19 protein-coding genes are annotated in these 24,967 nt (G+C 50.3%); 9 read left to right on the top strand and 10 right to left on the bottom strand.

Features of this window, described 5'->3' with window-relative positions:
• Positions 1–42: 42 nt before the first annotated feature.
• The 5 genes from PGW97_RS04905 to PGW97_RS04885 form a co-directional block, all read right to left on the bottom strand.
• Positions 43–2,037, bottom strand: a complete 1,995-nt coding sequence (locus PGW97_RS04905; protein WP_273859000.1) for a DNA topoisomerase III — start codon at positions 2,035–2,037, stop codon at positions 43–45.
• A gap of 186 nt (positions 2,038–2,223) precedes the next feature.
• Positions 2,224–3,321, bottom strand: coding sequence for a tRNA 2-selenouridine(34) synthase MnmH (mnmH, locus tag PGW97_RS04900; RefSeq protein WP_273858998.1), 1,098 nt, complete (start codon positions 3,319–3,321; stop codon positions 2,224–2,226).
• A complete protein-coding gene (gene selD, locus PGW97_RS04895; protein ID WP_273858996.1) occupies positions 3,321–4,361 on the bottom strand; it encodes a selenide, water dikinase SelD in 1,041 nt (346 codons plus the stop codon). The genes mnmH and selD overlap by 1 nt, the downstream gene beginning before the upstream one ends.
• A gap of 303 nt (positions 4,362–4,664) precedes the next feature.
• Positions 4,665–5,213, bottom strand: a complete 549-nt coding sequence (locus tag PGW97_RS04890) for an NAD(P)H nitroreductase (RefSeq protein ID WP_273858994.1) — start codon at positions 5,211–5,213, stop codon at positions 4,665–4,667.
• A gap of 202 nt (positions 5,214–5,415) precedes the next feature.
• On the bottom strand, positions 5,416–7,428 hold the full coding sequence (locus PGW97_RS04885; protein WP_047884211.1) for an NADPH-dependent 2,4-dienoyl-CoA reductase: 2,013 nt from the start codon (positions 7,426–7,428) through the stop codon (positions 5,416–5,418).
• 252 nt (positions 7,429–7,680) lie between these two features.
• Here PGW97_RS04885 and sppA point away from each other — a divergent pair, with 252 nt between their 5' ends.
• Both sppA and ansA read left to right on the top strand, forming a co-directional pair.
• Positions 7,681–9,537 carry a signal peptide peptidase SppA gene (gene sppA / locus PGW97_RS04880; RefSeq protein WP_273858992.1) on the top strand — a complete coding sequence of 619 codons (1,857 nt, stop codon included), beginning with the start codon at positions 7,681–7,683 and terminating at the stop codon, positions 9,535–9,537.
• An 83-nt stretch (positions 9,538–9,620) separates the two neighbouring features.
• Positions 9,621–10,631 (top strand): asparaginase, encoded by a 1,011-nt coding sequence (ansA, locus tag PGW97_RS04875; protein ID WP_047884014.1) that lies wholly within the window; start codon positions 9,621–9,623, stop codon positions 10,629–10,631.
• 98 nt (positions 10,632–10,729) lie between these two features.
• On the opposite strand, the gene dbpA is transcribed toward ansA, so the two are convergent.
• Positions 10,730–12,118: an ATP-dependent RNA helicase DbpA gene (gene dbpA / locus PGW97_RS04870; RefSeq protein ID WP_217393202.1), complete on the bottom strand. Its 1,389-nt coding sequence runs from the start codon at positions 12,116–12,118 to the stop codon at positions 10,730–10,732.
• Between the two features lie 225 nt (positions 12,119–12,343).
• Here dbpA and PGW97_RS04865 point away from each other — a divergent pair, with 225 nt between their 5' ends.
• Positions 12,344–13,021 carry a glutathione S-transferase family protein gene (locus tag PGW97_RS04865; protein WP_047884012.1) on the top strand — a complete coding sequence of 226 codons (678 nt, stop codon included), beginning with the start codon at positions 12,344–12,346 and terminating at the stop codon, positions 13,019–13,021.
• Positions 13,022–13,145: 124 nt separating this feature from the next.
• On the opposite strand, the gene PGW97_RS04860 is transcribed toward PGW97_RS04865, so the two are convergent.
• The gene (locus PGW97_RS04860; RefSeq protein ID WP_217393224.1) at positions 13,146–13,439 is read right to left on the bottom strand and encodes a YeaC family protein; all 294 of its coding nucleotides are present in this window, start codon (positions 13,437–13,439) and stop codon (positions 13,146–13,148) included.
• A gap of 203 nt (positions 13,440–13,642) precedes the next feature.
• Here PGW97_RS04860 and PGW97_RS04855 point away from each other — a divergent pair, with 203 nt between their 5' ends.
• Positions 13,643–14,488, top strand: a complete 846-nt coding sequence (locus PGW97_RS04855) for a DUF2989 domain-containing protein (protein ID WP_273858987.1) — start codon at positions 13,643–13,645, stop codon at positions 14,486–14,488.
• A 126-nt stretch (positions 14,489–14,614) separates the two neighbouring features.
• On the opposite strand, the gene msrB is transcribed toward PGW97_RS04855, so the two are convergent.
• A complete protein-coding gene (gene msrB, locus PGW97_RS04850; protein WP_047884011.1) occupies positions 14,615–15,013 on the bottom strand; it encodes a peptide-methionine (R)-S-oxide reductase MsrB in 399 nt (132 codons plus the stop codon).
• Positions 15,014–15,362: 349 nt separating this feature from the next.
• On the opposite strand from msrB, the gene gap reads away from it, so the two are divergent.
• Positions 15,363–16,358, top strand: a complete 996-nt coding sequence (gene gap, locus PGW97_RS04845; RefSeq protein WP_047884010.1) for a type I glyceraldehyde-3-phosphate dehydrogenase — start codon at positions 15,363–15,365, stop codon at positions 16,356–16,358.
• A 247-nt stretch (positions 16,359–16,605) separates the two neighbouring features.
• A complete protein-coding gene (locus PGW97_RS04840) occupies positions 16,606–17,481 on the top strand; it encodes a D-hexose-6-phosphate mutarotase (protein WP_273858984.1) in 876 nt (291 codons plus the stop codon).
• Between the two features lie 222 nt (positions 17,482–17,703).
• Here the strand turns inward: PGW97_RS04840 and PGW97_RS04835 are convergent, their stop codons facing one another.
• On the bottom strand, positions 17,704–18,084 hold the full coding sequence (locus tag PGW97_RS04835) for a VOC family protein (protein ID WP_047884008.1): 381 nt from the start codon (positions 18,082–18,084) through the stop codon (positions 17,704–17,706).
• A 574-nt stretch (positions 18,085–18,658) separates the two neighbouring features.
• Here PGW97_RS04835 and PGW97_RS04830 point away from each other — a divergent pair.
• The 3 genes from PGW97_RS04830 to PGW97_RS04820 are packed head-to-tail and all read left to right on the top strand — an operon-like array spanning position 18,659 to position 23,485.
• Complete coding sequence (locus tag PGW97_RS04830) at positions 18,659–20,593, top strand: PrkA family serine protein kinase (protein ID WP_047884007.1); 1,935 nt, start codon at positions 18,659–18,661, stop codon at positions 20,591–20,593.
• Between the two features lie 32 nt (positions 20,594–20,625).
• On the top strand, positions 20,626–21,897 hold the full coding sequence (locus tag PGW97_RS04825) for a YeaH/YhbH family protein (RefSeq protein ID WP_047884006.1): 1,272 nt from the start codon (positions 20,626–20,628) through the stop codon (positions 21,895–21,897).
• Between the two features lie 58 nt (positions 21,898–21,955).
• Positions 21,956–23,485, top strand: a complete 1,530-nt coding sequence (locus tag PGW97_RS04820; RefSeq protein ID WP_217394187.1) for a SpoVR family protein — start codon at positions 21,956–21,958, stop codon at positions 23,483–23,485.
• 118 nt (positions 23,486–23,603) lie between these two features.
• Here the strand turns inward: PGW97_RS04820 and fadR are convergent, their stop codons facing one another.
• On the bottom strand, positions 23,604–24,455 hold the full coding sequence (gene fadR / locus PGW97_RS04815; protein ID WP_047884004.1) for a fatty acid metabolism transcriptional regulator FadR: 852 nt from the start codon (positions 24,453–24,455) through the stop codon (positions 23,604–23,606).
• Between the last annotated feature and the right edge of the window lie 512 nt (positions 24,456–24,967).

The raw sequence follows: 24,967 nt of genomic DNA, 5'->3' as shown, positions 1-24,967 counted from the left end.
ATACTGTTGCCTGCCAGTCGTTTCAGGCTGACTCTCTACACCTTATGCCTGTTTTTTTGCTCGAGGACGTTGACTGCCGCCTTTAGCCGAAGCGCGACCGGTAGCCCCGGATGACGGTTTTCGACTGAAACGCCGCTTTTTCCCTTTACTCGGTTCCGGTGATTTGAGATCCCGTAAACTCTGTGGCACTTCACTGGTTTTCACCCGCTCCATCAGCCGTGAGACCTGTATTTCCAGCGCCTCCATAAACGGCCGGTACGCACATTTTTTCTCGGCCATGTCCTGCAACTGGTGTTCCCAGTGTGCCGTCATGTCCGGATAGGTCGCCTCGTCCGGCAAGGCATAAATCAGCCCTCGCCCGGCCTCAGTGGCATGAATACTCTTGCCCTGCCGCACCAGCAACTGCCGTTTGAACAGAATATCGAGAATGCCCGCCCGGGTCGCCTCTGTGCCCAGACCATCGGTATCCCGCAGAATTTTCTTCAGGGACTGATCCGAGACAAACCGCGCAATCCCGGTCATCGCTTGCAGCAACGTCGCTTCGGTAAACGGCTTCGGTGGCTCGGTCATCTTGTCGAGAATTTCACCGTCCCGGCAGGTTAGCACCGTCCCTTTTTCCAGTGGCGGCACCTTGTCAGCCAGATCCGTGCTGTTATCAGACGACGATTCTTCATTACGCCCCATCAGTTGGCGCCATCCTGCAGACATCAACTGCCGTCCTCGTGCGATAAAAATGCCACCAGCAATAGTAAAGACTAACTTCGCCTCACTGTAGATGGCAGCCGGATAAAACTGCATCAGGTACTGACGGGCAATCAGCTGATAGACTTTCTGCTCGGCTCCGCTCAGGCTGGCGGCATTGACGGCTTTCGGCGTCGGGATGATCGCATGGTGAGCATCCACTTTCTTATCGTTCCACGCTTTTGACTCCAGGCTGGTATCAGCCCCATCTACAGCAGCAGATAAGCTGGCATCAGTGCTACCTATCGCGCGGCAAACATCGTCAGCCTGACGAAAGTGCTCCTGCGGCAAATAGCGGCAGTCTGAACGCGGGTAAGTAATGACTTTGTGCTTTTCATACAATGACTGGCAGGTGGCCAGCACATCAGCCGCGCTCATGCCAAACCGTCTGGCAGCATCAATCTGCAACGCCGACAGAGAATACGGCAAGGGTGCGGCCTGACGGCTTTCTTTGCGTTCTGACTCCGTCACTTCTGCCGGCTGGCCTTTAATCCGGCTGACCACGTTCTCACACAGCTTGCGGTTGAGGATCCGCCCATCCTCATCCTGCCAGGGCAGACAAGCATCACTCGGTTTCCAGCGAGCGCGGATCTCCATATCCTGGTAAGGAATCAGTGCAAACAGCTCGTAAAAAGGCTTAGGCACAAAGTTGGCTATTTCATCATCACGGCGCGTAACCAGCCCCAGCACCGGCGTTTGCACCCGGCCAACAGACAGTACCCCGCGGTAGCCGCCTTTCTGGCCCAGCAATGTGTATGCCCGGGTCATGTTCATCCCGTATAGCCAGTCTGCCCGGGAGCGGGCCAATGCCGAAACCGACAGCGGAATGAAATCCCGGTTACTGCGCATTTTACTGAGCGCACGTTTTACCGCTGATGGGTTAAGGTCAGAAATCAGCAGACGCTGCATCGCCGCTTTTTTGCTATCGGCCAGCTTGACGTAATCAATTACCTCATCCACCAGCAGTTGCCCTTCGCGATCGGGGTCTCCGGCATGCACCACTTCCGTCGCCTGCTTACACAGTTTTCTGACGACAGAAAGCTGCTTGCTGGCGGATTTTCTCGGCGTCAGCTGCCACTGCTCCGGTACAATCGGTAAATCGGCCATATTCCATTTTTTATACCTGTAGTCATACGCATCCGGCTCGACCTGCTCCAGTAAATGGCCGATACACCAGGTAACCCGGTCGCCGTTGCCCACTTCGATGTAACCGTCATGGTTTTTATGCGGGCGCGGCAACACGGCCGCAATGGCTCTGCCCAGGCTAGGTTTTTCGGCGATATAAAGACGAGACATGATTAACTGCTGTTTATTATTGGCTGTGCGTAATGTTCTGCACTATATGCAAATTCCACGGATACGACAAGAATTGACTGGATATAAACACAGTAAAGCCCGAAGAGAGTAAGGACGATGCGTAATCTCTCCGGGAAACTGAGGATAGGGTGTTAGGGATACGAGTATAGTGCGAGTATGGATGAACTATTTCACTGTTGTGTCGCGCAGCCAGTCACGCACTTCAACGTAGCGGCCACGGAACACAACCCGGTCGGCTTTCTTGCTCAGCTGATAGGCATACATAGGATCGTAATACTCACTGAGCAAAGGGTGTAACCAGTCGTAGTGCCCATCCAACGTACCGTCCACCTGCATTCGGTGAATAGCCAGTTGCTGCACCGCCAGCAAGTTTTCATACCGCTGGTAACCCAGCCGTTTGCGAATGGCAAACAACCCCTGCGCCAGATAGGCTGCAAACTGCTGCCAACCGGCGTCATCGCCATAGGCCAGACAAAAATCCTGCTGCATCCGTACCACATAATCAGCCAGCAATCGCTCCAGACGAACATCAACCGGGTCGTCCACCAAAGCAATCGGTGCCTGCTGCATGGTCTTGAGCAAGGGTAACGGCAGACTGACCGAGCCGATGATCCGTCCTTCGTCTTCGTACACCAGATGCGAGTGACCCGCGGCCTGCTTTTTGAGCATGTCGACAGCAAGCGTGTTTTCAAACGCAATCTGGGTCCGTTGTCCACTCACATAGCGCCCAAAGGATGAACCACGGTGATTCGCCGCCCCTTCGAGATCAATACCATTGGCCAACTCAGTAAGCATCTGGGTTTTACCGCAGCCCGTATTTCCCCCTATCAGGGTTTTGGGCTGAATGACAATGTCCTCCAGAGTATCAATCAGGAAGCGGCGCAGAGCTTTGTAGCCACCAATCACCATCGGGTAGTCGACCCCGGCCTCCTTAAGCCATTGCTGACTGATTCTGGATCGCAATCCGCCACGGAAACAATATAGGTATCCCTGAGGATTGGCCTCACAGAATGCTTTCCACTGTGCCACATGCGCCGCTTTGGTTTCTCCGCAAACCAGTTTGTGCCCCAGCGCAATCGCAGCCTCTTGCCCTTGCTGTTTGTAGCAGGTCCCGACCGCCTGACGCTCGCTGTCCGTCATCAGGGGATGATTTACCGAAGCCGGGAATGCACCCTGAGCAAACTCCACCGGTGCCCGTATGTCCATCAGGGGAATATCGCGGATAAACAGCTCGCGATAATCTTCAATATTTTTCCGGGCCATCAGCAAATCTCAATCAGGATACGTTCGTCGGCAAGAGCATTGTGCAGTTGGCCAATCGCTTCAAGGGAGATACCGTGTTTGTTCGCCACAGCCTGCACTTCCCCTTCGGCATCCGGTGACACTGCCAGCAGAAGGCCGCCCGATGTCTGCGGATCACACAACAGCGATTGCTGCTGTTGGCTCATTGCACCCAGACGGTGCCCGTAGCTATCGAAGTTACGATGGGTGCCACCCGGCACACACCCTTTTTCGATATAGTCAAACACGCCCGGCAAGTGCGGAATGCGATCAAACCATACTTCCGCTTTCAGCCCGCTGCCTTCACAAATTTCGTTCAGATGCCCCATCAGGCCAAATCCGGTCACATCGGTCATTGCCTTCACGCCGGCAATCTCCGCAAAGTCGGCGCCAGGGGTATTCAGCTTACACATCCAATCCCGAGCCAGTCCCTGATGCTCAGGGAGCAACAACGATTTTTTCTCTGCTGTGGTCAGCACACCGATGCCCAAAGGCTTGGTCAGATACAGTTGGCAACCGGCCTCTGCCTGATTGTTTCGTTTTACCCGGTCGGTACTGACCACGCCGGTAACGGCCAACCCGAAAATGGGCTCCGGCGCATCAATCGAGTGACCGCCAGCCAGCGCAATACCGGCTTCGCGGCAGGCTGCACGTCCGCCTTCCACCACCTGTTGCGCCACTTCCGGCGCAAGCACATTTACCGGCCAGCCCAAAATCGCAATCGCCATGACCGGCTTGCCACCCATGGCATAAATATCACTGATCGCATTGGTGGCAGCGATCCGGCCAAAATCATACGGGTCATCCACAATCGGCATGAAGAAATCGGTAGTGCTGACGACCGCAGTGCCATTGCCAAGGTCATACACCGCGGCATCGTCTTTGGTTTCATTCCCTACCAGTAAATTCGGATCGTGAAAGGGCGCCATCTGGCTTCGTAAAATCGTATCGAGAACCTGAGGGGAAATTTTGCAGCCGCAGCCTGCGCCGTGGCTGTATTGAGTCAGGCGAACCTTTTCCATTGTGTTGCTCCGATCTAAGAAATGTTGTCAAAACAAGACGTGATGTTGTCAAAAGAAGAGCGGATATATTACGTCGGCAGACTGACACTTACGTCGATTGGGATCAAAAAGGGGGAACCGGCTGGCTCCCCCTTGTGGTTTCTGTACCCGCCGACTTAGGTACACATTGATTAAGGTACTGTAGATTTTGATGCGAGTGATTTTGGTGCTAGTAATTTTAGTCGTATCGATTTAAGTGCTACGTACTCATGTACCGTTTTGTATAACGACGGTTTGAATCTGCCGCTAAAGCCTGACAGGGCCTTACAGATATTCGACAAACTGTGACAAATCACGCTCAGGCGCTTTGGCGTCACGGCAATCCGCCGTTCCCAGATACAGGAAACCGACAATTAAGTCCTCGCCGCTCACACCCAATGCTTCACGCACCACCGGGTGATATGCCCAGCTACCGGTGCGCCAGATGCCCGCAAATCCCTGTGCAACCGCAGCCATTTGCATCGCCTGCACCGCACAGCCTGCTGACAGGTGCTGTTCAATCACCGGTACTTTGTCATGCTCGGTCACTTTCGCCACCACAGTGATGACCATTGGCGCACGGAAAGGCGCTTTGGATGCCTTTTCGATCACCGCCTCTTCCGCACCATCAGCTTTCGCCGCTTCCACCAGAATGTCAGCCAGTTTTTGCAGCCCTTCACCTTCAGAAACAATGAAACGCCATGGCGTCAACGCCGCATGATCCGGGGCACGCAGGCCAGCGCGGAAGATATTGTCCAGCGCATCGCCCTGCGGGGCAGGTGCAGCCAGCTTAGGTAACGAGCGGCGATTTAACAGTAACGTAAGCGCGTCCATAACAACCTCATGATGAAAATAGTTCTTTTTTGTACATTACCACAAAAGCCAGAGACAAAAACCTGAGCAATACTGGGGTTTATCGCAAGATCAACCGCGGCCCGAACTAACGAGCCGCTTGATTGACTTTCCTTCGTACGATCCGGTGTATTAAATAATGGCAAAGTGAATACCACTGACCAGTCGCATGTTTAGCGCGGGCTCACAGTTTAGCGGCCAGCTCAACTCCCTGGCGGATCACCCGTTTAGCATCAACTTCACCCGCAACTTCCGCACCACCAATCACATGAACGGACAGGTTCATCGCCTGCAGTTTTTCCGACAGCTCTTCAACCGAGGTCTGACCGGCACACAGCACAATGTTGTCGACTTCCAGTATCCGCGACTGACCTTCAACCGTAATGTGCAGACCCTGCTCATCAATTTTGTCGTAGCTGACGCCACTGAGCAGCTCTACCCCACGTTTTTCGAGCACTTTTTTATGGATCCAGCCCGTTGTTTTACCCGGCCCACGTCCCACTTTGCCCGGCCGACGTTGCATCAGCCAGACCTGACGCTGACTCACATACTCGGAATACGGGTAAAGTCCACCGGCATGCTCAATCGATTTATCAATGCCCCAGTCTTTCAACCAGTCATCCAGATCCTGATGCTCTGGCTCAGTCAGCATGGTAGACACATCCACCCCGATACCGCCAGCACCAATCACGGCCACACGCTGGCCTAGCTGCACTTTGTCGCGAATCAGTGTCTGGTAATCGATCACTTTTTCATTGTCGATACCCGGGATCCCCGGAATACGAGGTTTCACCCCGGTCGCGATCACCACTTCATCGTAGCCCTGCAGCTCTTCAGCCTGTACCGCATGACCAAGAATCACGTTCACCCCGGTTTGCTCCAGACGGCGGGTAAAATAGCGAATCGTTTCCCGGAACTCTTCTTTCCCCGGGATTTGCATCGCCAGATTAAACTGGCCACCCAGATAATCATTCTTCTCGTACAGATCCACCTGAAAACCGCGTTCAGCGGCAGCGACTGCCGTTGCCATCCCCGCCGGACCGGCACCAACAATAGCGATTTTGCGCTGGCTGGCACTCGGCGTCAGCACCAGCTCGGTTTCATAACAGGCCTGCGGGTTAACCAGACAACTTGCCCGTTTACCGACAAAGATATGGTCCAGACAAGCCTGGTTACAGCCGATGCAGGTATTGATATCCTCAGCCCGATTTTCCTCAGCTTTGCGGACAAAATCCGGATCCGCCAGGAACGGACGGGCCATCGACACCATATCAGCCTGATTGGTCGCCAGAATCTGCTCTGCCACATCCGGCATGTTGATCCGGTTACAGGTCACCAGCGGAATTGACACTTCTGATTTCAGTTTTTCGGTTACCCAGGTAAACGCCGCACGCGGCACCTGAGTCGCAATAGTGGGGATGCGGGCTTCATGCCAGCCAATCCCGGTGTTCAGAATAGTCACCCCGGCCTGCTCAAGCAGTTTCGCCAGCTGCACCACTTCTTCTTTGGTACTGCCCTGCTCAACCAGATCCAGCATAGACAGGCGGAAAATGATGATGAAATCACGGCCAACCCGGGCGCGCACCGCTTTTACCAGCTCCAACGGGAAGCGGATACGGTTTTCATAGCTGCCGCCCCACTCATCGTAACGGTGATTCGAACGCTTACAGATGAACTGGTTAATCAGATAGCCTTCCGACCCCATCAGCTCGACGCCGTCGTAACCGGCTTCTCTGGCCAGCTCGGCACTTTTCACAAAAGCCTCGATGGTCTTTTTGATCTGGCGGGTGCTCATTTCCGTCGGGGTGTATTTGGATATCGGCGATTTAATTGCGGATGCGCTGACTGCAAACGGGTGCATCGCATAGCGACCGGCATGCAGCAGCTGAAGGGCGATTTTTCCGCCTTCGTCATGCACGGCATCCGTCACCACACGGTGAGCACGGGCTGCACGGGCAGTACTGAATTCGGCGCTGAGCGGATGCAGCCGACCACGGAAGTTAGGAGAGAAGCCGCCTGTGACGATCAATCCTACCCCGCCACGGGCGCGGGCAGCGTAGAAAGCAGCCATTTTCTTGAATCCGTCACGGGACTCTTCCAGTCCGGTATGCATCGATCCCATAAGCACGCGGTTACGCAGCTGAGTGAAACCAAGATCCAGCGGCGCTAATAGATGTGGGTAAGATTTATCGTCCATGGCTTCCATTCTTCTTATGTTATGGTCTGACCAGTATAGGGGCTGGCTGACCGAAATCAAACACCTGTTTACATTAACGTAACATAAAATTGATTTAGATCTAACCTTATCGACAATAATTCCCTTCACAGCCCGTGATAGCTGTCCCGCATTTGTCAGAGTAACCCTTTGCCTGGTTACGATTTCTTACTGTAATTCCTTGTTTACTAAGATAGGATAAACAGCATAAGAGAGAGTCAATCAGGTACCTTTATGAAAATGTTACTAAAAGGAATCGGCAAGCTGTTCCGGGGAATCTGGAAGCTGATCAGCTTTGCCCGTCAACTGCTCATTAACCTCATGTTCCTGGTGATACTGGGGATGGTGTTTTTCCTTTTCACCCAGAGCAGCAAACAACCGGAACTGCCGAAAGAGGCAGCCCTGGTGCTGGATCTGACCGGCCCGATCGTTGAGCAGCGAACCTACATCAATCCTGTCGACAACCTGACAGGCAGCATGCTTGGCCAGCCACCTCTTCAGGAAAACGTCCTGTTTGACATTGTCGAAGCCCTGCGTCAGGCCGCCACCGACGACCGGATCACCGGTCTGGTGCTGTATCTGCAGGACATGGATGAAACTAACCTGACCAAGCTGCGTTACATTGCCAAGGCTCTGAATGAGTTCAAAGAGTCTGGCAAGCCGGTGTATGCCGTGGGTGACAACTACAAGCAAAGCCAGTACTACCTGTCGAGTTATGCCGATAAAATCATCATGTCTCCGGACGGTGGTGTACTGCTGACCGGTTACGGCAGTTACAGCCTGTACTATAAGAGCCTGCTAGAGAAACTGGACGTCAACACGCATGTATTCCGGGTCGGTACTTACAAATCGTTTGTGGAACCTTACACGCTGGATGGCATGTCTGACGCCGCGCGAGAAGCCAATACCGTCTGGCTGAACCAGCTGTGGGATGCATTCACCCAGGATGTCGCTACCAACCGCAATATTGAAACGGCTACGCTGACGCCAAAAATCGACAATCTGCTGGCTGACCTGAAAGCCGTCAACGGCGATTTTGCTCAGCTGAGTGTGAAGCTGGGACTGGTGGATGAACTGCTGACCCGCCCTCAGATGCGCAAAGCGCTGATTGACGTTTTTGGCGAAAATGATGGTCACAGCTTTAACCAGATCAGCTACTACGACTACCAGCCAACACTGAAAGACCGTTCACTGCCCAATGACAACCAGGTTGCCGTCGTGGTAGCCAGTGGTGCCATTATGGATGGCGATCAACGCCAGGGCACCATCGGAGGGGATTCAACTGCGGCCTTGCTGCGTGATGCCCGCTATGACGACAAAGTGAAGGCCGTTCTGCTGCGGGTAGACAGCCCGGGAGGCAGCGCATTTGCTTCCGAGGTGATCCGTAACGAAGTGGATGAACTGCGTGCGGCAGGCAAGCCGGTCGTGGTTTCAATGTCGAGTGTGGCTGCATCCGGCGGATACTGGATTTCATCCAGTGCTGACCGCATTATCGCCCAGCCAACGACCATCACAGGTTCTATCGGTATTTTCGCCATTCTGACCACCTTTGAAAAAGGGCTGGAAAATATGGGTGTGTACAGCGATGGGGTCGGAACCACACCGTTCTCAGGCGTTGGCGTTACCCGCGCCCTGCCGCAGGGTGTCGCCGAAATGTTCCAGATGGGCATTGAAAACGGCTACCAGCGTTTCATTGGGTTGGTAAGTGAACACCGCAATATGACATTGGAGCAGGCCGATAAAGTCGCTCAGGGACGTGTCTGGACAGGTCAGGATGCGCTGAATCTTGGGTTAGTTGATGAACTGGGTGACTTTGATCATGCCGTGAAAGTCACAGCTAGCCTCGCTAATTTGGGCGAAGACTACGAACTGCGCTGGATGACTGAGCCACTGAGCCCGGCTGAACTGTTCCTGCAACAATTTGGCACCGATGCCAAAGCTTGGGTTGCTGAAGCCATCTGGGGTGAAGTACCGGCTGCAATTCAACCCGTTACCCGACAGGTTGTAACAGACCTGACAACCCTCGCTAACTTTAATGATCCAAAAGGACAATATGCGTTCTGCATAAACTGTCTGAATATCGAAAAGTGAGATCAGCCCGGCAATGCCGGGCTTTTTTTACTTCCAGTTCACCGTATAATGCGTGCACCAAACCGAAAATTCTGTACCTGAATATGGAAAGGAAACACATTTACATTGCTTACACTGGCGGCACCATTGGTATGCAGAAGTCAGACCATGGTTATATTCCTGTTGCGGGTTTTATGGAACAGCAACTGGAAAGCATGCCAGAATTCCATCGTGCAGAAATGCCAAAATTCACTATTCATGAGTACGATCCGCTGATCGACTCATCGGATATGACGCCAGCGGATTGGCAGCGCATTGCTGATGATATTAAAGCGAACTACGACAAGTATGATGGGTTTGTCATTTTGCATGGTACGGACACCATGGCATATACCGCATCTGCTCTGTCATTTATGTTCGAAAACCTGAACAAACCGGTGATCGTGACCGGTTCGCAGATCCCGCTTGCTGAGCTACGCTCAGATGGCCAGAGCAACCTGCTCAATGCCCTGCATATTGCTGCGAATTACCCGGTAAACGAAGTCACCGTTTTCTTCAACAACAAACTGATTCGTGGTAACCGAAGCACGAAGGCGCACGCTGACGGGTTCAACGCATTCATTTCGCCGAACCTACCACCACTGCTTGAAGCGGGTATTAACATCCAGCTGAATAACGTGGAAGTGAACAAGCAGCCGGATGGAGCATTCAAGGTGCACAACATCACGCCGCAACCTATCGGTGTGATCACTATGTATCCGGGCATTTCTCCTGAAGTGATTCGCAACACCCTTCGCCAGCCGGTCAACGCAATGATCCTGCTGACCTTTGGCGTGGGTAATGCCCCGCAGAACCCTGAGTTGCTGGAGCAGCTGAAAGAAGCCAGCGACCGTGGCGTGATTGTCGTGAACCTGACCCAGTGTCTGTCCGGTAAGGTCAACATGGGTGGTTACGCCACTGGCTGTGCCCTGGCTGATGCTGGTGTGATCAGTGGCTACGATATGACACCGGAAGCCGCCCTGGCGAAACTGCACTACCTGCTGAGTCTGGATCTGCCGACAGAAACGATTCGCGAGAAAATGCAGCAAGACCTGCGCGGCGAGCTGTCTCACTGATAGCTCACAGCGTGTCGCATCCCGTGCGATTGAGATAAAAAAACAGCGAGGAAATACCCTCGCTGTTTTTTTATTGTTTTTGACCGTAGCAACCAGAATCAGTCACGAATCTGGCGAACTCGGAATGAACGCCCTTTCAGCTTACCGCGTTCCAGCTTCTTCAGCGCCGTGCGTGCCACATCACGCTGCACCGCTACGTACGCACAGAAGTCAAACACATTGATCTTACCTACTTGGCTACCGGCAATCCCGCTCTCACCCGTCAATGCACCCAGAATATCCCCCGGACGCACTTTCTGCTTCTTACCACCGCCAATCTGCAGAGTCACCATACTTGGCTCCTGCGCAGGCTGATCAAGCAGATGAGAAGGCGGCAAAGCTTCCCCTTCAATGGTCTGCTCCAGGTATTCTTCCAACAGAAGGACCTTATAGTGCTCTTTGTCACTGAAGAACGAACAGGCCACCCCTTTGCCACCAGCACGACCTGTACGGCCAATACGGTGCACATGCACTTCCGTGTCACGAGCCAGTTGATAGTTCACAACCGCGTCCAGCGCATCAATATCCAAGCCGCGTGCGGCAACATCGGTCGCGACCAGTACCGAAGCACTTTTGTTGGCAAAACGCACCAGAGTCTGATCCCGCTCGCGCTGCTCCAGATCCCCGTGCAGGGCAATCGCACTAACGCCATGATAGTTCAGCTCATCAGCCACTTCCTGAGCTTCACGCTTGGTGTTACAGAACACCACGGTTGATTCCGGCTGATGATGCGCCAGCAGCAGACGCAACGCCGTCATACGCTCTTCATTGGTCTCAACTTTGAAGAAATGCTGGCGAATACTGCTGCTGTCATGCGTCGATGACACTTTCACCACCACCGGGTCCTGCATAATACGACCGGCAATAGATTTGATCTGCGTCGGATAGGTCGCACTGAACAGCAGAGTCTGACGATCTGAAGGGGCAGCATCAATGATCTCATCCAGTGCTTCCTGAAAGCCCATTTCAAGCATGCGATCGGCTTCGTCCAGAATCAGCAAATTCAGATCATCCAGGTTCAGGTAACCTTTGCGGACATGCTCTTCAACCCGCCCCGGCGTCCCCACCACGATGTGCGCACCATGTTCCAGTGAACCAATCTGAGGGCCGAACGGCATACCACCACACAGGGTCAGTACCTTGATGTTATGAATAGCCCGCGCCAGACGGCGAATTTCGTTCGCCACCTGATCGGCCAGCTCGCGCGTTGGGCACAGAACCAGCGACTGCACGCGGAAGCGTTTCACATTCAGGTGTTCAAGGACCCCCAGACCGAATGCCGCTGTTTTACCGGAGCCGGTCTTACCCTGGGCAATGATATCTTTCCCCGCCAGAATATGGGGCAGGCTCTGGGCCTGAATTGGCGTCATTTGCTCATAACCCAGCGATGACAGGTTAGAAAGCAGATCAGGTTTCAGATCCAGGGTCGAAAAAGCAGTCTGGCTCACGGTCAGTATCCTATGTAGCGCCACATTATTATGCGGCAAAATTACCCTGCGTCCGATACGCAGGGACAAGGGCAGCGACACTACCAGCCTTTAGCCGAAAAATAAACCAATTCTCAGGGGATCACCCACCGGGAAATTTCCTTTCATCTCAGCAAAGCTGCGAACATTGTCAGGATTGCCAACTACACTTTCACTATTCGAAATCACAACAGGCATATACCCCTTATGATTTTGCACGGCTCTTCTATTTCACCATTTGTCAGGAAGATCATGCTGGCGCTGGCTTACAAAGGGATCAGCTATGAATTGCAGCCGCTCAATCCCTATGTTGAAAAAGAGCTGGCTCAGAAGCGCCACCCGTTAGGCAAGGTGCCGGTACTGGAACATGATGGCCATAACATTATCGATTCCACCGTGATCGCCCATTATCTCGATGATCTCTACCCTGTCCCGCCGCTATACCCGGGAACCGCTTCGTCCCGGGCTAAAATTCGCTGGTTGGAAGAATATGCTGATACCCGCCTGACCTCTCTGATTGGCGGCGTGCTGTTCTACCAGAAAATATTGCGCGGCAAAATGTTGAATAAAGAGGTTGATGATGACGCCGTGGAACAGTGTCTGGAGCACCATCTGCCATTGGCACTGGCGTATCTTGAAGAGCAGTTACCCGAAGAAGGGTTTGTCGGTGAGCATCTGTCGATGGCGGAAATCAGTCTGTGGAGCATTCTGCGCAGTGGCTGGATGGCCGGACTGAGGCTGTCAAACTACCCCAAAATTCAGGCCTACATGTCTGCCATTGAACAGGAACCCTGGATAGCCAACCTGATCAGTGAAGAAGACCACGAGCTATCAGGCTTTTACTGCAAGCCCGTGATCATCGGAACCATTGCGACAGACGCTTAACCAAGACAAATGCTCAACGAAAAAGATACTTCATCAAGAGCGTCTCAGTGGAATCGGAGCAACTTAACCGAGAAGTGCGTCTTGCGTACGTCTATTAAAGGTTCCGCTTATGTACAGTGACAGGTTACAGATCGTTGTGCTCGAAGCGAGCGATCTCAGAGCCGGTATTGTCTTCAATACCAAAGTCGCGCTTTAGCTCTGTCTTCGACTTAAACTTGATCTCTCCCCCCTTGGCGACCGTCATGTGCTCGGCATCCGCATTGTTACGCGACTGATAAAGCATCACAGCTTGCATCGCTGAATCACGTTGCTGCTCGGTCAATGGTGTACCATCCGGCCACTTTCCGATTTCCACAGCAGTGGCAATGCGTTGGTAAACCTCTGGGGTCATAGCGTTTAGCAATGTTTCAAGTTCCATGGCGACTTCATTCCGGTGATCATTATGATTGTTCATTCGTCCGCTTTCGCTGCCAGAAACAGGATTACGACGATGTCAGTGTGATATACCAATTTCTTGCTGACTTCGACAAATCCCCGAGGCTATTTTGCTTATGGGATCACACTGCAGAAACGTATTTTACATCCGTTATTTCTCTGGTCGTTCAGGTAAACTTATAACCTATGTATCAGAAAGAAAAAATTGTTGCCATGACCACTCCCGTCTCCCTGATAAAACACTGCACTGTGATCGCCAGCATTCTGCTGCTAGGCGGATGCTATGAGCGCCACAGAACCACTGACAGCCTCTGTGAAAGCTATCCGCAGATTTGTGCTGATACCAATATTGATGACGGGCAGTGCCGACTACAACGAACCACCCTGATCTGGCAGCGCTACGATGTGCTGAAAAACCCGACAGATGCCGAAAAATTTAAAGAGCTGAAATTTACTTACGATTATCAGAAATGCCTTGAGTATGCTGCCCGCATTGAGCCAACCGAGCTGAAAGAGCGAAAAACCATTCGTACCCAGGCATTACTGCATGCCTATGACTCCATTCGACGCCTGAATGAAGAGTTGGCTCAGTCTGATGATCCTGAAATCCTCTATTTCCGCCTGAGTCAGGGCGACAAAACGGCAATGGCCAAATTTTTAAAACTGGAAGGCTCAGAAGTTCTCGACTCACCCGATCTGCAATTTGCACTGGCAACCATCTACATCGCCAAAGATCAGGATAAAACGGTATCTTTCCTGTTGCGGGCTCTGGAGTTGTATCAGCCGAATCAGCCAATCAAACCGGAAATTATTCAAAGTCTGGCGACCTTGTCGCACCAGAAGGGAAATCAAGACGCCGCTTATTTATGGGCCCGGGTTGGCCACGAACTAGGGATGCAAACGGCCAATATTGAAAAGCTGGATGCCTTCTATCCGATGCCTGATCAAGCTCGTCTTGCGTTGGTACAAAAAGCCCAGCATGTCGCCAAGGCGCTGCGCGACGGAGTGTTTACGGCCCGTATGGCGTTTTAGACAACCGCTCCAAACACGATGCTCAGAGCCCTATTCTTCTCATGACCCAGCAGCCCTTTCCCGACAAAAAACCGGATGGGCAACTGCCGCATCCGGTTTTTGGTATTTCATCGCAATAAACGCGAACTATTCTTCAGACTGACCTGCGAAAATCAGCGAGACCGAGTTCACGCAGTAACGCTCACCCGTTGTGTCTGGCGGCCCGTCCGGGAACACATGGCCCAAATGGCTGTCGCAATTGGCGCAGCGAATTTCAATCCGGTGCATGCCATGGCTGAAATCTTCCAAGTATCGAATCGCGTCTTTACTGACCGGCTCATCAAAGCTCGGCCAACCGCAGCCGGAGTCATACTTATTGTCAGAGTGAAACAGGGAAGCCTGGCAGCAGGTGCAGCTATACACGCCAGTTTCACGGTTGTGAAGCAGTTTGCCGGAGAAAGGCGGTTCTGTTCCTTGCTCACGACAAATATGATATTGCTCATCAGTGAGCCTTTCTCGCCAGTAAGCATTTGATTTATCTGACATTACTTTTCCTTATCTCGTTTCTTTACACCTTCCGTATGCATTTAGATTTGCCTATTTTCGCAAGAGTGGCACATACTTTTTGCTCGAAAGGATTTTACAACTTCATTGCTCATTTAAGCATAAATGCCCCTGCCTGCGTGCAGATATTAAAAGTTAATAACGGCAATGATGGATATTTATACAAGGTTTGTTCAAATTTGCAGCGTTGTAGAAGGAATGTAAAAAAAATCCGAACTTTTTTTTGACCTCACGCAATTTAAGTTCGTTTTTCACTTGCAGGGTCACGACAGATTCTGTAATTTTACTACCAGTTATCTTTCATTAGAAATTAAGTTGTGGAGCAACTGTAATGACTATCAAAGTAGGTATTAACGGTTTTGGCCGTATCGGTCGTTTCGTATTTCGTGCTGCTCAAGAGCGCGCTGACATCGAAGTAGTAGGTATCAACGACCTTATCGACGTTGAATACATGGCTTACATGCTGAAATACGACTCAACTCACGGCCGTTTCAACGGTACTGTTGAAGTAGAAGGCGGTAACCTGATCGTTAACGGCAAAACTGTACGTGTAACTGCAGAACGCAACCCAGCAGACCTGAAATGGGGCGAAATCGGTGTTGACGTTGTCGCTGAAGCAACTGGTCTGTTCCTGACTGACGAAACAGCTCGTAAACACATCGAAGCTGGTGCGAAGAAAGTTGTACTGACTGGTCCTTCAAAAGACAAGACTCCAATGTTCGTAATGGGCGTTAACCACGCTACTTACGCAGGTCAAGACATCGTTTCTAACGCTTCTTGTACTACTAACTGTCTGGCTCCAATCGCTAAAGTTCTTAACGATAACTTCGGCATCGAGTCTGGCCTGATGACTACTGTTCACGCAACAACTGCTACTCAGAAGACTGTTGACGGTCCTTCTGCGAAAGACTGGCGTGGTGGCCGTGGTGCGGCTCAGAACATCATCCCATCTTCAACTGGTGCAGCTAAAGCAGTAGGCGTTGTTCTTCCAGAACTGAACGGCAAACTGACTGGTATGGCTTTCCGTGTACCAACTGCTAACGTTTCTGTTGTTGACCTGACTGTTAACCTGGAAAAAGCAGCTTCTTACGAAGACATCAAAGCAGCTATGAAAGCCGCTTCTGAAGGCGAACTGGCTGGCGTACTGGGCTACACTGAAGACGCAGTAGTTTCTACTGACTTCAACGGCGACATTCGCACTTCAATCTTCGACGCTGCAGCTGGTATCGCTCTGACTGACAAATTCGTTAAAGTTGTATCTTGGTACGACAACGAAATCGGTTACTCAAACAAAGTTCTTGACCTGATCGCTCACATCTCTAAGTAATGTAAGCTCTCAGTGACTAAAAGGCGGCACTTCGGTGCCGCCTTTTTTGTATATTGTTCTCAGTAACAAATGAAATAGAATAATAAAATCAGACAATATTTCAAAACCGATCACAGTTTTAACAAATAAATTTTAATTTTTGCTGATATTTTTTAAATTAAAATAAGTGAGTAAATTACTGTGCTTTTCCTTCATAAAACCCTATAAAAGTTCAGTGATTTAGTTATTAACGTCAAAAGGATATCCAATGGAAAGACGAAATCTTACAACAGTTGCTGTTCTGTCTGATGCCGTGACCATTTGCGAATTCAACGGGATGAAAATTGTTCGGGTGCTTCACAATGAAGCTGAAGCCGGTATTTCATTACACGGCGGGCACCTGATTTGGTATCGTCCAGCAGATGAAGCAGGCGTCATCTGGTTGAGTGAAAAGGCGGAGTTTGATCCAGCCAAAGCAATTCGCGGCGGTATCCCGGTATGCTGGCCTTGGTTTGGGAAAACAGCGACACCGTCCCATGGTTTTGCCCGTATCAGTGAATGGTCATTGCTGGAGCACCGCGAGAATGAAAACGGCGTTATTGTGGCTTTATCTTTGGAAGACAGTGACGATACCCGGGCTATCTGGCCTCACAAATTCCGTAATATCCTGACCTTTGAAATAGGACGCTCTCTCAAGGTATCGCTGACTTCAACCAATACCGATGATTCACCGTGGAACTACGCGGGTGCCCTGCACTCCTATTTCCAGATACAGGATATTCGTTGTACCCAGATAACGGGTATGGGCACTGACTTCCTCGACAGTACAAAAGGAAATGAAGCTGACAGCACGGCAGAGCCTTTAACATTTGAAGGCGAAGTGGATCGCGTCTATGTCCGACCTCAGGCGACCATTACCATTGATGATAATGCGGCACGCCAGTTGCTGGTAACCAACCATGGGCACAATGCTGCAGTTATCTGGAATCCGTGGCAAGCACTGTCTGAGGCTATGGGTGATATGGCAGATAACAGCTACGAGACCATGGTATGCGTAGAATCCACCATTCACAGCGACCAGACGATTACACTTGCTCCGGGTGAGTCTCACACTCTGAGCACTGAGGTTCGTGTTTCCCGCTAGGTACTTACGACACCAATCACCACTGCTGATCTGTGCTAATGCTAAGTAATAGCAAATGCCAAGGCTGAGACATTCCGTCATTAAAGCGTTATCACTAGCTTCAGGGCTGTTCACCGGCAGCCCTGCTCTCTGGTTTGACAGCAGATCAATGTGGGTAAATTCCCATCACGTCCAGTCAAGCATATCGAGTGCGTTCAAGCCCACCTCTTATTTATTCAACCGTCAGGCTAACATCTGGGTCGTGGCTTCAATCAACACCCACCCGTTACCGTCAGGATCTGCAAAAGTCGCAAACCGGCCGCCGATAATGGTGACAATTTCTGACAAAGGCACTCCCCTGCTTGAGAGTTCATGATGCGTTGCATGAATATCATCCGTCTGAACCACCAATCCTTGCACTGAGCCCGGCGTCATTCCCCCAAAAGGCATAACAAGACTGATTGTGGTTTCTGCACCTTTTGGCGCCAGCTGAATCCAGCGTCGATGGTTATCTGCCAGGTGGTCACGAATCAGCTCAAAACCCAGTGCATCGCGATAAAACGCCAAAGCCAGACTTTGGTCAGACACCGGGATAGAAACCGTATCAACACGTGAAATTCCCATGAATCTACTTCCCCCAATACGCCGCATTTTCCTTAGCATATGCCAGAGGTTTTGATTTGGCTCACAAATTAATACCTCGTCGCAATCCTTCAACATTTCCACTACCCCACAATCGGGAGTGAGCCTCAGGACATTGACCGGGTTTACTGTGTAATGAGCCCGAAAAAGTGTGCACTTTTTCAAAAAACACATCATGGGCTGATACCTTGCGATAAAACGCCATTCATCAATAATGAAATCCTTTTCATTCAGCGAATAACGCCACCTTTAACAAGAAAACCAGTTCAATCAGCTAATTATTATTTCAACCGCTAATATCACATTTTTCCAACATTATCGTGAACATTTTTTAAACACTCCCCCTTGCAGAACGCAATTTATAGGAGGATAGTAGAAATATGGACAAGAAATAATCAGCTCGTCAGGTAGAAGGTAAAAAGGAAATTTAGTTTATAAACCAACAACTCAGTGAAGCAATTTAATCAGTTAGGTCTAGTCTTATGTTAAGAGGGATGTGAAAGTAATTTGTTTTCGTCCTTTCTAATTGATTGAAGAACGATTCAGGGGGCATACCATGAGTATTTTTGACCACTATCGTCAACGCTATGAAGAAGCCAAGGATGAAGAGCTTTCATTGCAAGAATTCCTTGAGATTTGTCGCAACGACCGCAGTGCATATGTGAATGCAGCTGAGCGCTTGCTAATGGCAATCGGCGAACCGGAAATGATCGACACCGCTCACGACCCACGTCTGAGCCGACTGTTCTCTAACCGCGTGATCTCCCGCTACAAAACGTTCGAAGATTTCTACGGTATGGAAGATGCGATCGAACAAATCGTGTCATACCTTAAACACGCCGCTCAAGGCCTGGAAGAACGTAAGCAAATTCTCTACTTACTGGGTCCGGTCGGGGGTGGTAAATCCTCGCTGGCTGAAAAACTGAAAAGCCTGATGCAGAAAGTACCGGTTTACGTACTGACTGCAAATGGTGAACGCAGCCCGGTTAATGACCATCCTTTCTGTTTATTCGATAAAAATGAAGATGGCGAAATTCTGAGCAAAGAATTCGGCATCCCTGAGCGCTATCTGAATACCATCATGTCTCCTTGGGCCGCGAAACGCCTGCATGAGTTTGGTGGAGATATCACTAAATTCAAAGTGGTGAAGGTTCGCCCTTCGATTCTTGACCAGGTCGGTATTGCGAAAACCGAACCCGGCGATGAAAACAACCAGGATATCTCTTCACTGGTTGGTAAAGTCGACATCCGTAAACTGGAGCACTTCTCGCAGGATGACCCGGATGCCTACAGCTACTCCGGTGCACTGTGTAAAGCTAACCAGGGGCTGATGGAATTCGTTGAGATGTTCAAGGCACCACTGAAGGTACTGCACCCATTGCTGACCGCCACTCAGGAAGGCAACTATAACGGTACTGAAGGTCTGTCTGCGCTGCCTTTCGACGGCATCATTCTGGCTCACTCCAACGAATCAGAATGGCAGACGTTCCGAAACAATAAGAACAACGAAGCCTTCCTTGACCGGGTATTTATTGTCAAAGTACCGTACTGCCTGCGTGTCTCTGAAGAAATTAAGATCTACGAAAAACTGTTAATGAACAGTGAACTGGCTGCTGCGCCTTGTTCACCAAGTACGTTGGACATTCTGGCTCGCTTCTCTGTCCTGTCACGCCTGAAAGAGCCTGAAAACTCCAGTATCTTTTCCAAAATGCGCGTCTATGACGGTGAAACCCTAAAAGACACTGACCCGAAAGCCAAGTCTTATCAGGAATATCGGGACTATGCCGGGGTTGATGAAGGGATGTCAGGTCTGTCGACCCGTTTCGCCTTCAAGATTCTATCGCGGGTGTTTAACTTTGATCACTCCGAAGTAGCCGCAAACCCGGTACACCTGTTCTACGTCCTGGAGCAACAGATCGAACGCGAACAGTTCCAGCAAGAAATTGCTGAAAAATACCTTGAGAACCTGAAAGGCTATCTGATTCCTAAATACGTCGAGTTCATCGGCAAAGAAATTCAGACCGCTTATCTGGAGTCTTACTCTGAGTACGGCCAGAACATCTTTGACCGCTACGTCAGTTACGCGGACTTCTGGATTCAGGATCAGGAATACCGTGATCCGGAAACCGGCCAGTTGTTTGACCGTGCAGCGCTGAACAATGAGCTGGAAAAAATCGAGAAACCAGCCGGTATCAGCAATCCGAAAGATTTCCGTAATGAAATCGTTAATTTCGTGCTGCGTGCCCGAGCCAATAACGCTGGTAAGAACCCGAACTGGACCAGTTACGAGAAGCTTCGGACCGTTATCGAGAAGAAAATGTTCTCGAACACCGAAGAATTGCTGCCGGTTATTTCATTCAATGCCAAGACCTCCACAGATGAGCAGAAGAAACACGACGATTTCGTTGCCCGTATGATGGAGAAAGGCTATACCCGCAAACAGGTCCGTCTGTTATCAGAATGGTATCTGCGTGTGCGTAAGTCGTCTTAAGCAGAGAATGGGATCATTTAAGGGGGGAGCTTATGGCGCATTTTATAGACCGCAGGCTCAACGGTAAAAACAAAAGCACGGTAAACCGTCAGCGTTTCTTACGCCGCCACAAACAGCAAATTAAAGAGTCAATTGCTGATGCGGTAAATAAACGCTCCATTACCGATGTGGAAAGCGGGGAAGATATCACAATTCCTTCCCGCGATATCCGCGAGCCAAGCTTTCACCAAGGCCGTGGTGGACAACGTGAAGTTGTCCACCCGGGTAACGACCAGTTCAGCACCGGTGACCGCATTGAACGCCCCCAAGGTGGGGGTGGTCAAGGTGGCGCTGGTGACGGGCAGGCTAGCCCAGATGGTGAGGGCCAGGACGAGTTCGTATTCCAAATCTCCAAAGATGAATACCTCGATCTGCTCTTTGAGGATTTAGAGTTACCGAACCTGGAGAAAAACCAGCTTAACAAAATTGTGGAGTGGAAAACCTTCCGCTCCGGCTATAAGTCATCCGGGGTACCGGCCAATATTGCCATTGTAAAATCGTTGCAGAACTCGCTGGCACGACGCACTGCAATGACCGCAGCCAAGCGCCGCCAATTGCGCGAATTGGAACAGGCGCTGGACCTGCTGATGACGACGGAACCGGCTCAGCCATTCGAAGAAGAGCGAATTCGGGCTGAGATAGAAGAACTGCGAGCAAGGATCAACAAAGTACCGTTTATTGATACGTTTGATTTACGCTACAAAAACTATGAGCGCCGTCCGCAACCCACCAGCCAGGCTGTCATGTTCTGTCTGATGGACGTATCGGGCTCAATGGATCAGGCAACCAAAGATATGGCGAAGCGATTCTATATTCTGCTGTATCTGTTCCTGAACCGGACCTACAAAAATGTGGATGTAGTGTTCATCCGTCACCATACTCAGGCGAAAGAGGTCGACGAACACGAATTTTTCTACTCACAGGAAACCGGGGGAACCATAGTCTCCAGTGCCCTGCGCCTGATGGATGAAATCATTAAAAAACGGTATTCACCTAACGAATGGAATATTTACGCTGCTCAAGCCTCCGATGGCGATAACTGGGCTGATGATTCACCGGGCTGTCGTGAGTTACTGGGTAAACATATTCTGCCGGTAACCCGCTACTATGCCTACATTGAAATTACGCGCCGGGCACACCAGACACTGTGGCGAGAATACGAAGCACTGCAATCAGGCCACAGCAATTTTGCTATGCAAAACATAAGGAGTGTGGAGGATATCTTCCCGGTATTCAGGGAGTTGTTTAAAAAGCAAGTCAGTTAATATGACGTAACAGCGCTGCCTCACCGCAGCGCTGAACGCTGCGTCTGGGGAGTGTGCGATGGAGACAACCGCTAAAGCAAAAACACTCAGTGACGGTCCGGACTGGACATTCGATCTGCTAGAGAATTATCACCGGGAAATTAAGCGCGTTGCCGAATTCTACCGGCTTGACACTTATCCCAATCAGATCGAGATCATCACTGCTGAACAGATGATGGATGCCTACTCGAGTATCGGCATGCCCATCAACTATCATCACTGGTCATTCGGTAAGCGATTTATCGAGACTGAGCGCGGGTACAAACACGGCCAAATGGGTCTGGCTTATGAAATAGTCATTAACTCTGATCCGTGTATCGCGTATTTGATGGAAGAAAATACCATCACTATGCAGGCACTGGTAATGGCGCATGCCTGTTATGGACACAACTCTTTCTTTAAGGGAAATTACCTATTCAAAACCTGGACCGACGCCAGTTCAATCATCGACTATCTGCTGTTTGCCCGTAAGTACATTACAAATTGCGAAGAAAAGTACGGGGTGGATGAAGTTGAACGGTTACTCGATTCCTGCCATGCGCTGATGAATTACGGCGTGGATCGCTATAAGCGTCCACAAAAAATTTCCATGGTAGAGGAGAAAGCACGCCAGAAAGCGCGTGAGGATTATCTGCAAACTCAGGTTAACGCCTTATGGCGAACCATTCCGACGCATACCGAGAAAGAGTCACAAGCCGTTGAGATTCGCTTCCCGCAGGAGCCTCAGGAAAATATCCTGTATTTCATTGAAAAACATGCCCCACTCCTGGAGCCCTGGCAACGTGAGGTGGTTCGGATCGTGCGTAAGGTCAGCCAGTATTTTTACCCTCAGAAACAAACTCAGGTAATGAATGAAGGCTGGGCAACCTTCTGGCACTACACCATCCTGAATCACCTCTATGATGAAGGACTGGTTACCGACCGCTTTATTATTGAGTTTTTACACAGTCACACGAATGTGGTGGCACAACCGAGCTATAACAGCCCGTATTATAACGGTATCAACCCTTATGCGCTGGGATTTGCAATGTTCCAGGATCTTCGCCGGATCTGTGAAAACCCTACCGAGGAGGACAAATACTGGTTCCCGGACATTGCCGGTAAAAACTGGCTGGATACCCTGCACTTTGCCATGCAGAACTTCAAAGATGAAAGCTTTATCAGTCAGTTCCTGTCACCGAAGTTGATCCGTGACTTTAAGCTATTTGCTGTCAATGATGATGACCGGCATAACTATATTGAAGTCAGCGCGATTCATAACGAGGAAGGGTATCGGGCCATCAGAGAAAAACTCTCGTCCCAGTATAACCTGAGCAATCACGAGCCAAATATTCAGGTTTGGAATGTGGCATTAAAAGGCGACCGCTCGCTGACACTGCGTTATGTACCGCATAACCGAGTCCCGCTGGCGGACAGCCATCATGAAGTGCTGAAACACCTGCACCGCTTGTGGGGCTTCGATGTCATTCTGGAAGAAGAATTGCCGGATGGCCGTAGTCAGATTCTGGCAACCTGCCCTAACAGAGGTCAATACAGCACGGACATTTGAAGATTCTGCCTGCACCTGCAATAGCAGTCCATCACAGAATACCTACAAACCAATACCCATAAACAAAAAGGAGATGCTTAGCATCTCCTTTCTTCTGGCATGCGGGTGAACGAGCGGCTTACTGCTCTTCTTCCACCAGGTAACGGGCAATCTCAAGACGATTGCTGTACCAGATTGCACCGCTTTCACGACCGTATTTGCGGATACGATCAGCCACCAGCTCTGGCTGGTTCTTTTCGCAATAGCTTTGCAGATCGCGATAAAACGCCAGTGCCAGCTCGCACGCTTCACGGGACATGAAGTAGTAACCACCTACACGGGTGTAGATCTTACGCAGTCCATTGATCGTCAGGGCATACAGAATATTGCCTGACTTCGCAGCCATCCCTTGGAACAGACGGTAGTCGAAGTAGTTAAAAGCACGGGCAAGTGAAATCGCTTCACAGGTTTCAGGGTCTTCCTTACCGTACTTATCGACAATTTTCTTCACTTCCTGCATGAGTTCGGCTTTATCTTCGCTGCCTTCTACGAATTCTGCAAAGCTGTTGGCTTTCAGCAACGCTTCACATTCTTCGATAACATGGCCGATCAGCTTCACGCATTCTTCATGGTTACCCTTAACGGCATAACGCATGTATACGCTGCTGATGTCGGTACGTGCCGACAGCAAATCTTCCAGCACACCCTGTACATCCTGACCATCAAGCGTGATCAAAGTGTCCAGAATACTCAGTCCGGACGTGTCCATGTAATTGTTAACCCGGGTTGGCTTACCATGCTGAATCGTCAGCCAGCCATCTCGAGCTAGGCGCTGCAATACCTCACGAAGAGTTGTCCGTGTCACACCAATCAGTTCTGACAACTCTCGTTCTGCGGGAAGGATTGAGCCTTGTGGAAAATGATTATTCCAGATACTTTCAATGATATATTTCTCAGCAAATGTTGCTGGGCTATCAGCCTTTATAACCATCCGATTAAAATTCCAGTTGCTTCTTGCTCTCTTTTTATTAACTCATCATACCACCAGTCCCTGCTGATTGCCTACCCAATTGCAAAATAAGCATTCTGAGTGCTTATTTATCAGCTGCGCATAATAAAACGAGTGATATGCAATACGGACCACATTTTGACCGGATAAATCAAGCAAAATAAGTTCCCAATTCATACTTGACCTAGCTCAACGCAACCGGAAAAATGTAAGCATATATTTCATAAATTGCAGTTAATTTTGTGTTTACACGTGTTTTTTGATGAACAATCACAATCTTCATTTTCTTCATCTGTCTGCGCTTGACTGGTTTAGATCACGCGGTAGAGTTAGCACGTTTTTACACTGGGAGCTGAAAGGATGCTGCTGCCTGCTTTAAGTTAAAAACCATACTTTTATGGTTTTTAGCTTAGAGAGTCTCACAAGAACACATAACCACAATAATAATCATGGTTTACTTGCTCTCGGACTAGAAAGGCCAGACCAGCGTACAG

The sequence above is a fragment of the Photobacterium sp. GSS17 genome (assembly GCF_028621875.1).
GTDB classification, from domain to species: Bacteria; Pseudomonadota; Gammaproteobacteria; order Enterobacterales; family Vibrionaceae; genus Photobacterium; species Photobacterium ganghwense.
The sequence above is the reverse complement of the archived record's forward strand: the minus strand, read 5'-3'. Positions and strand labels throughout refer to the sequence as shown.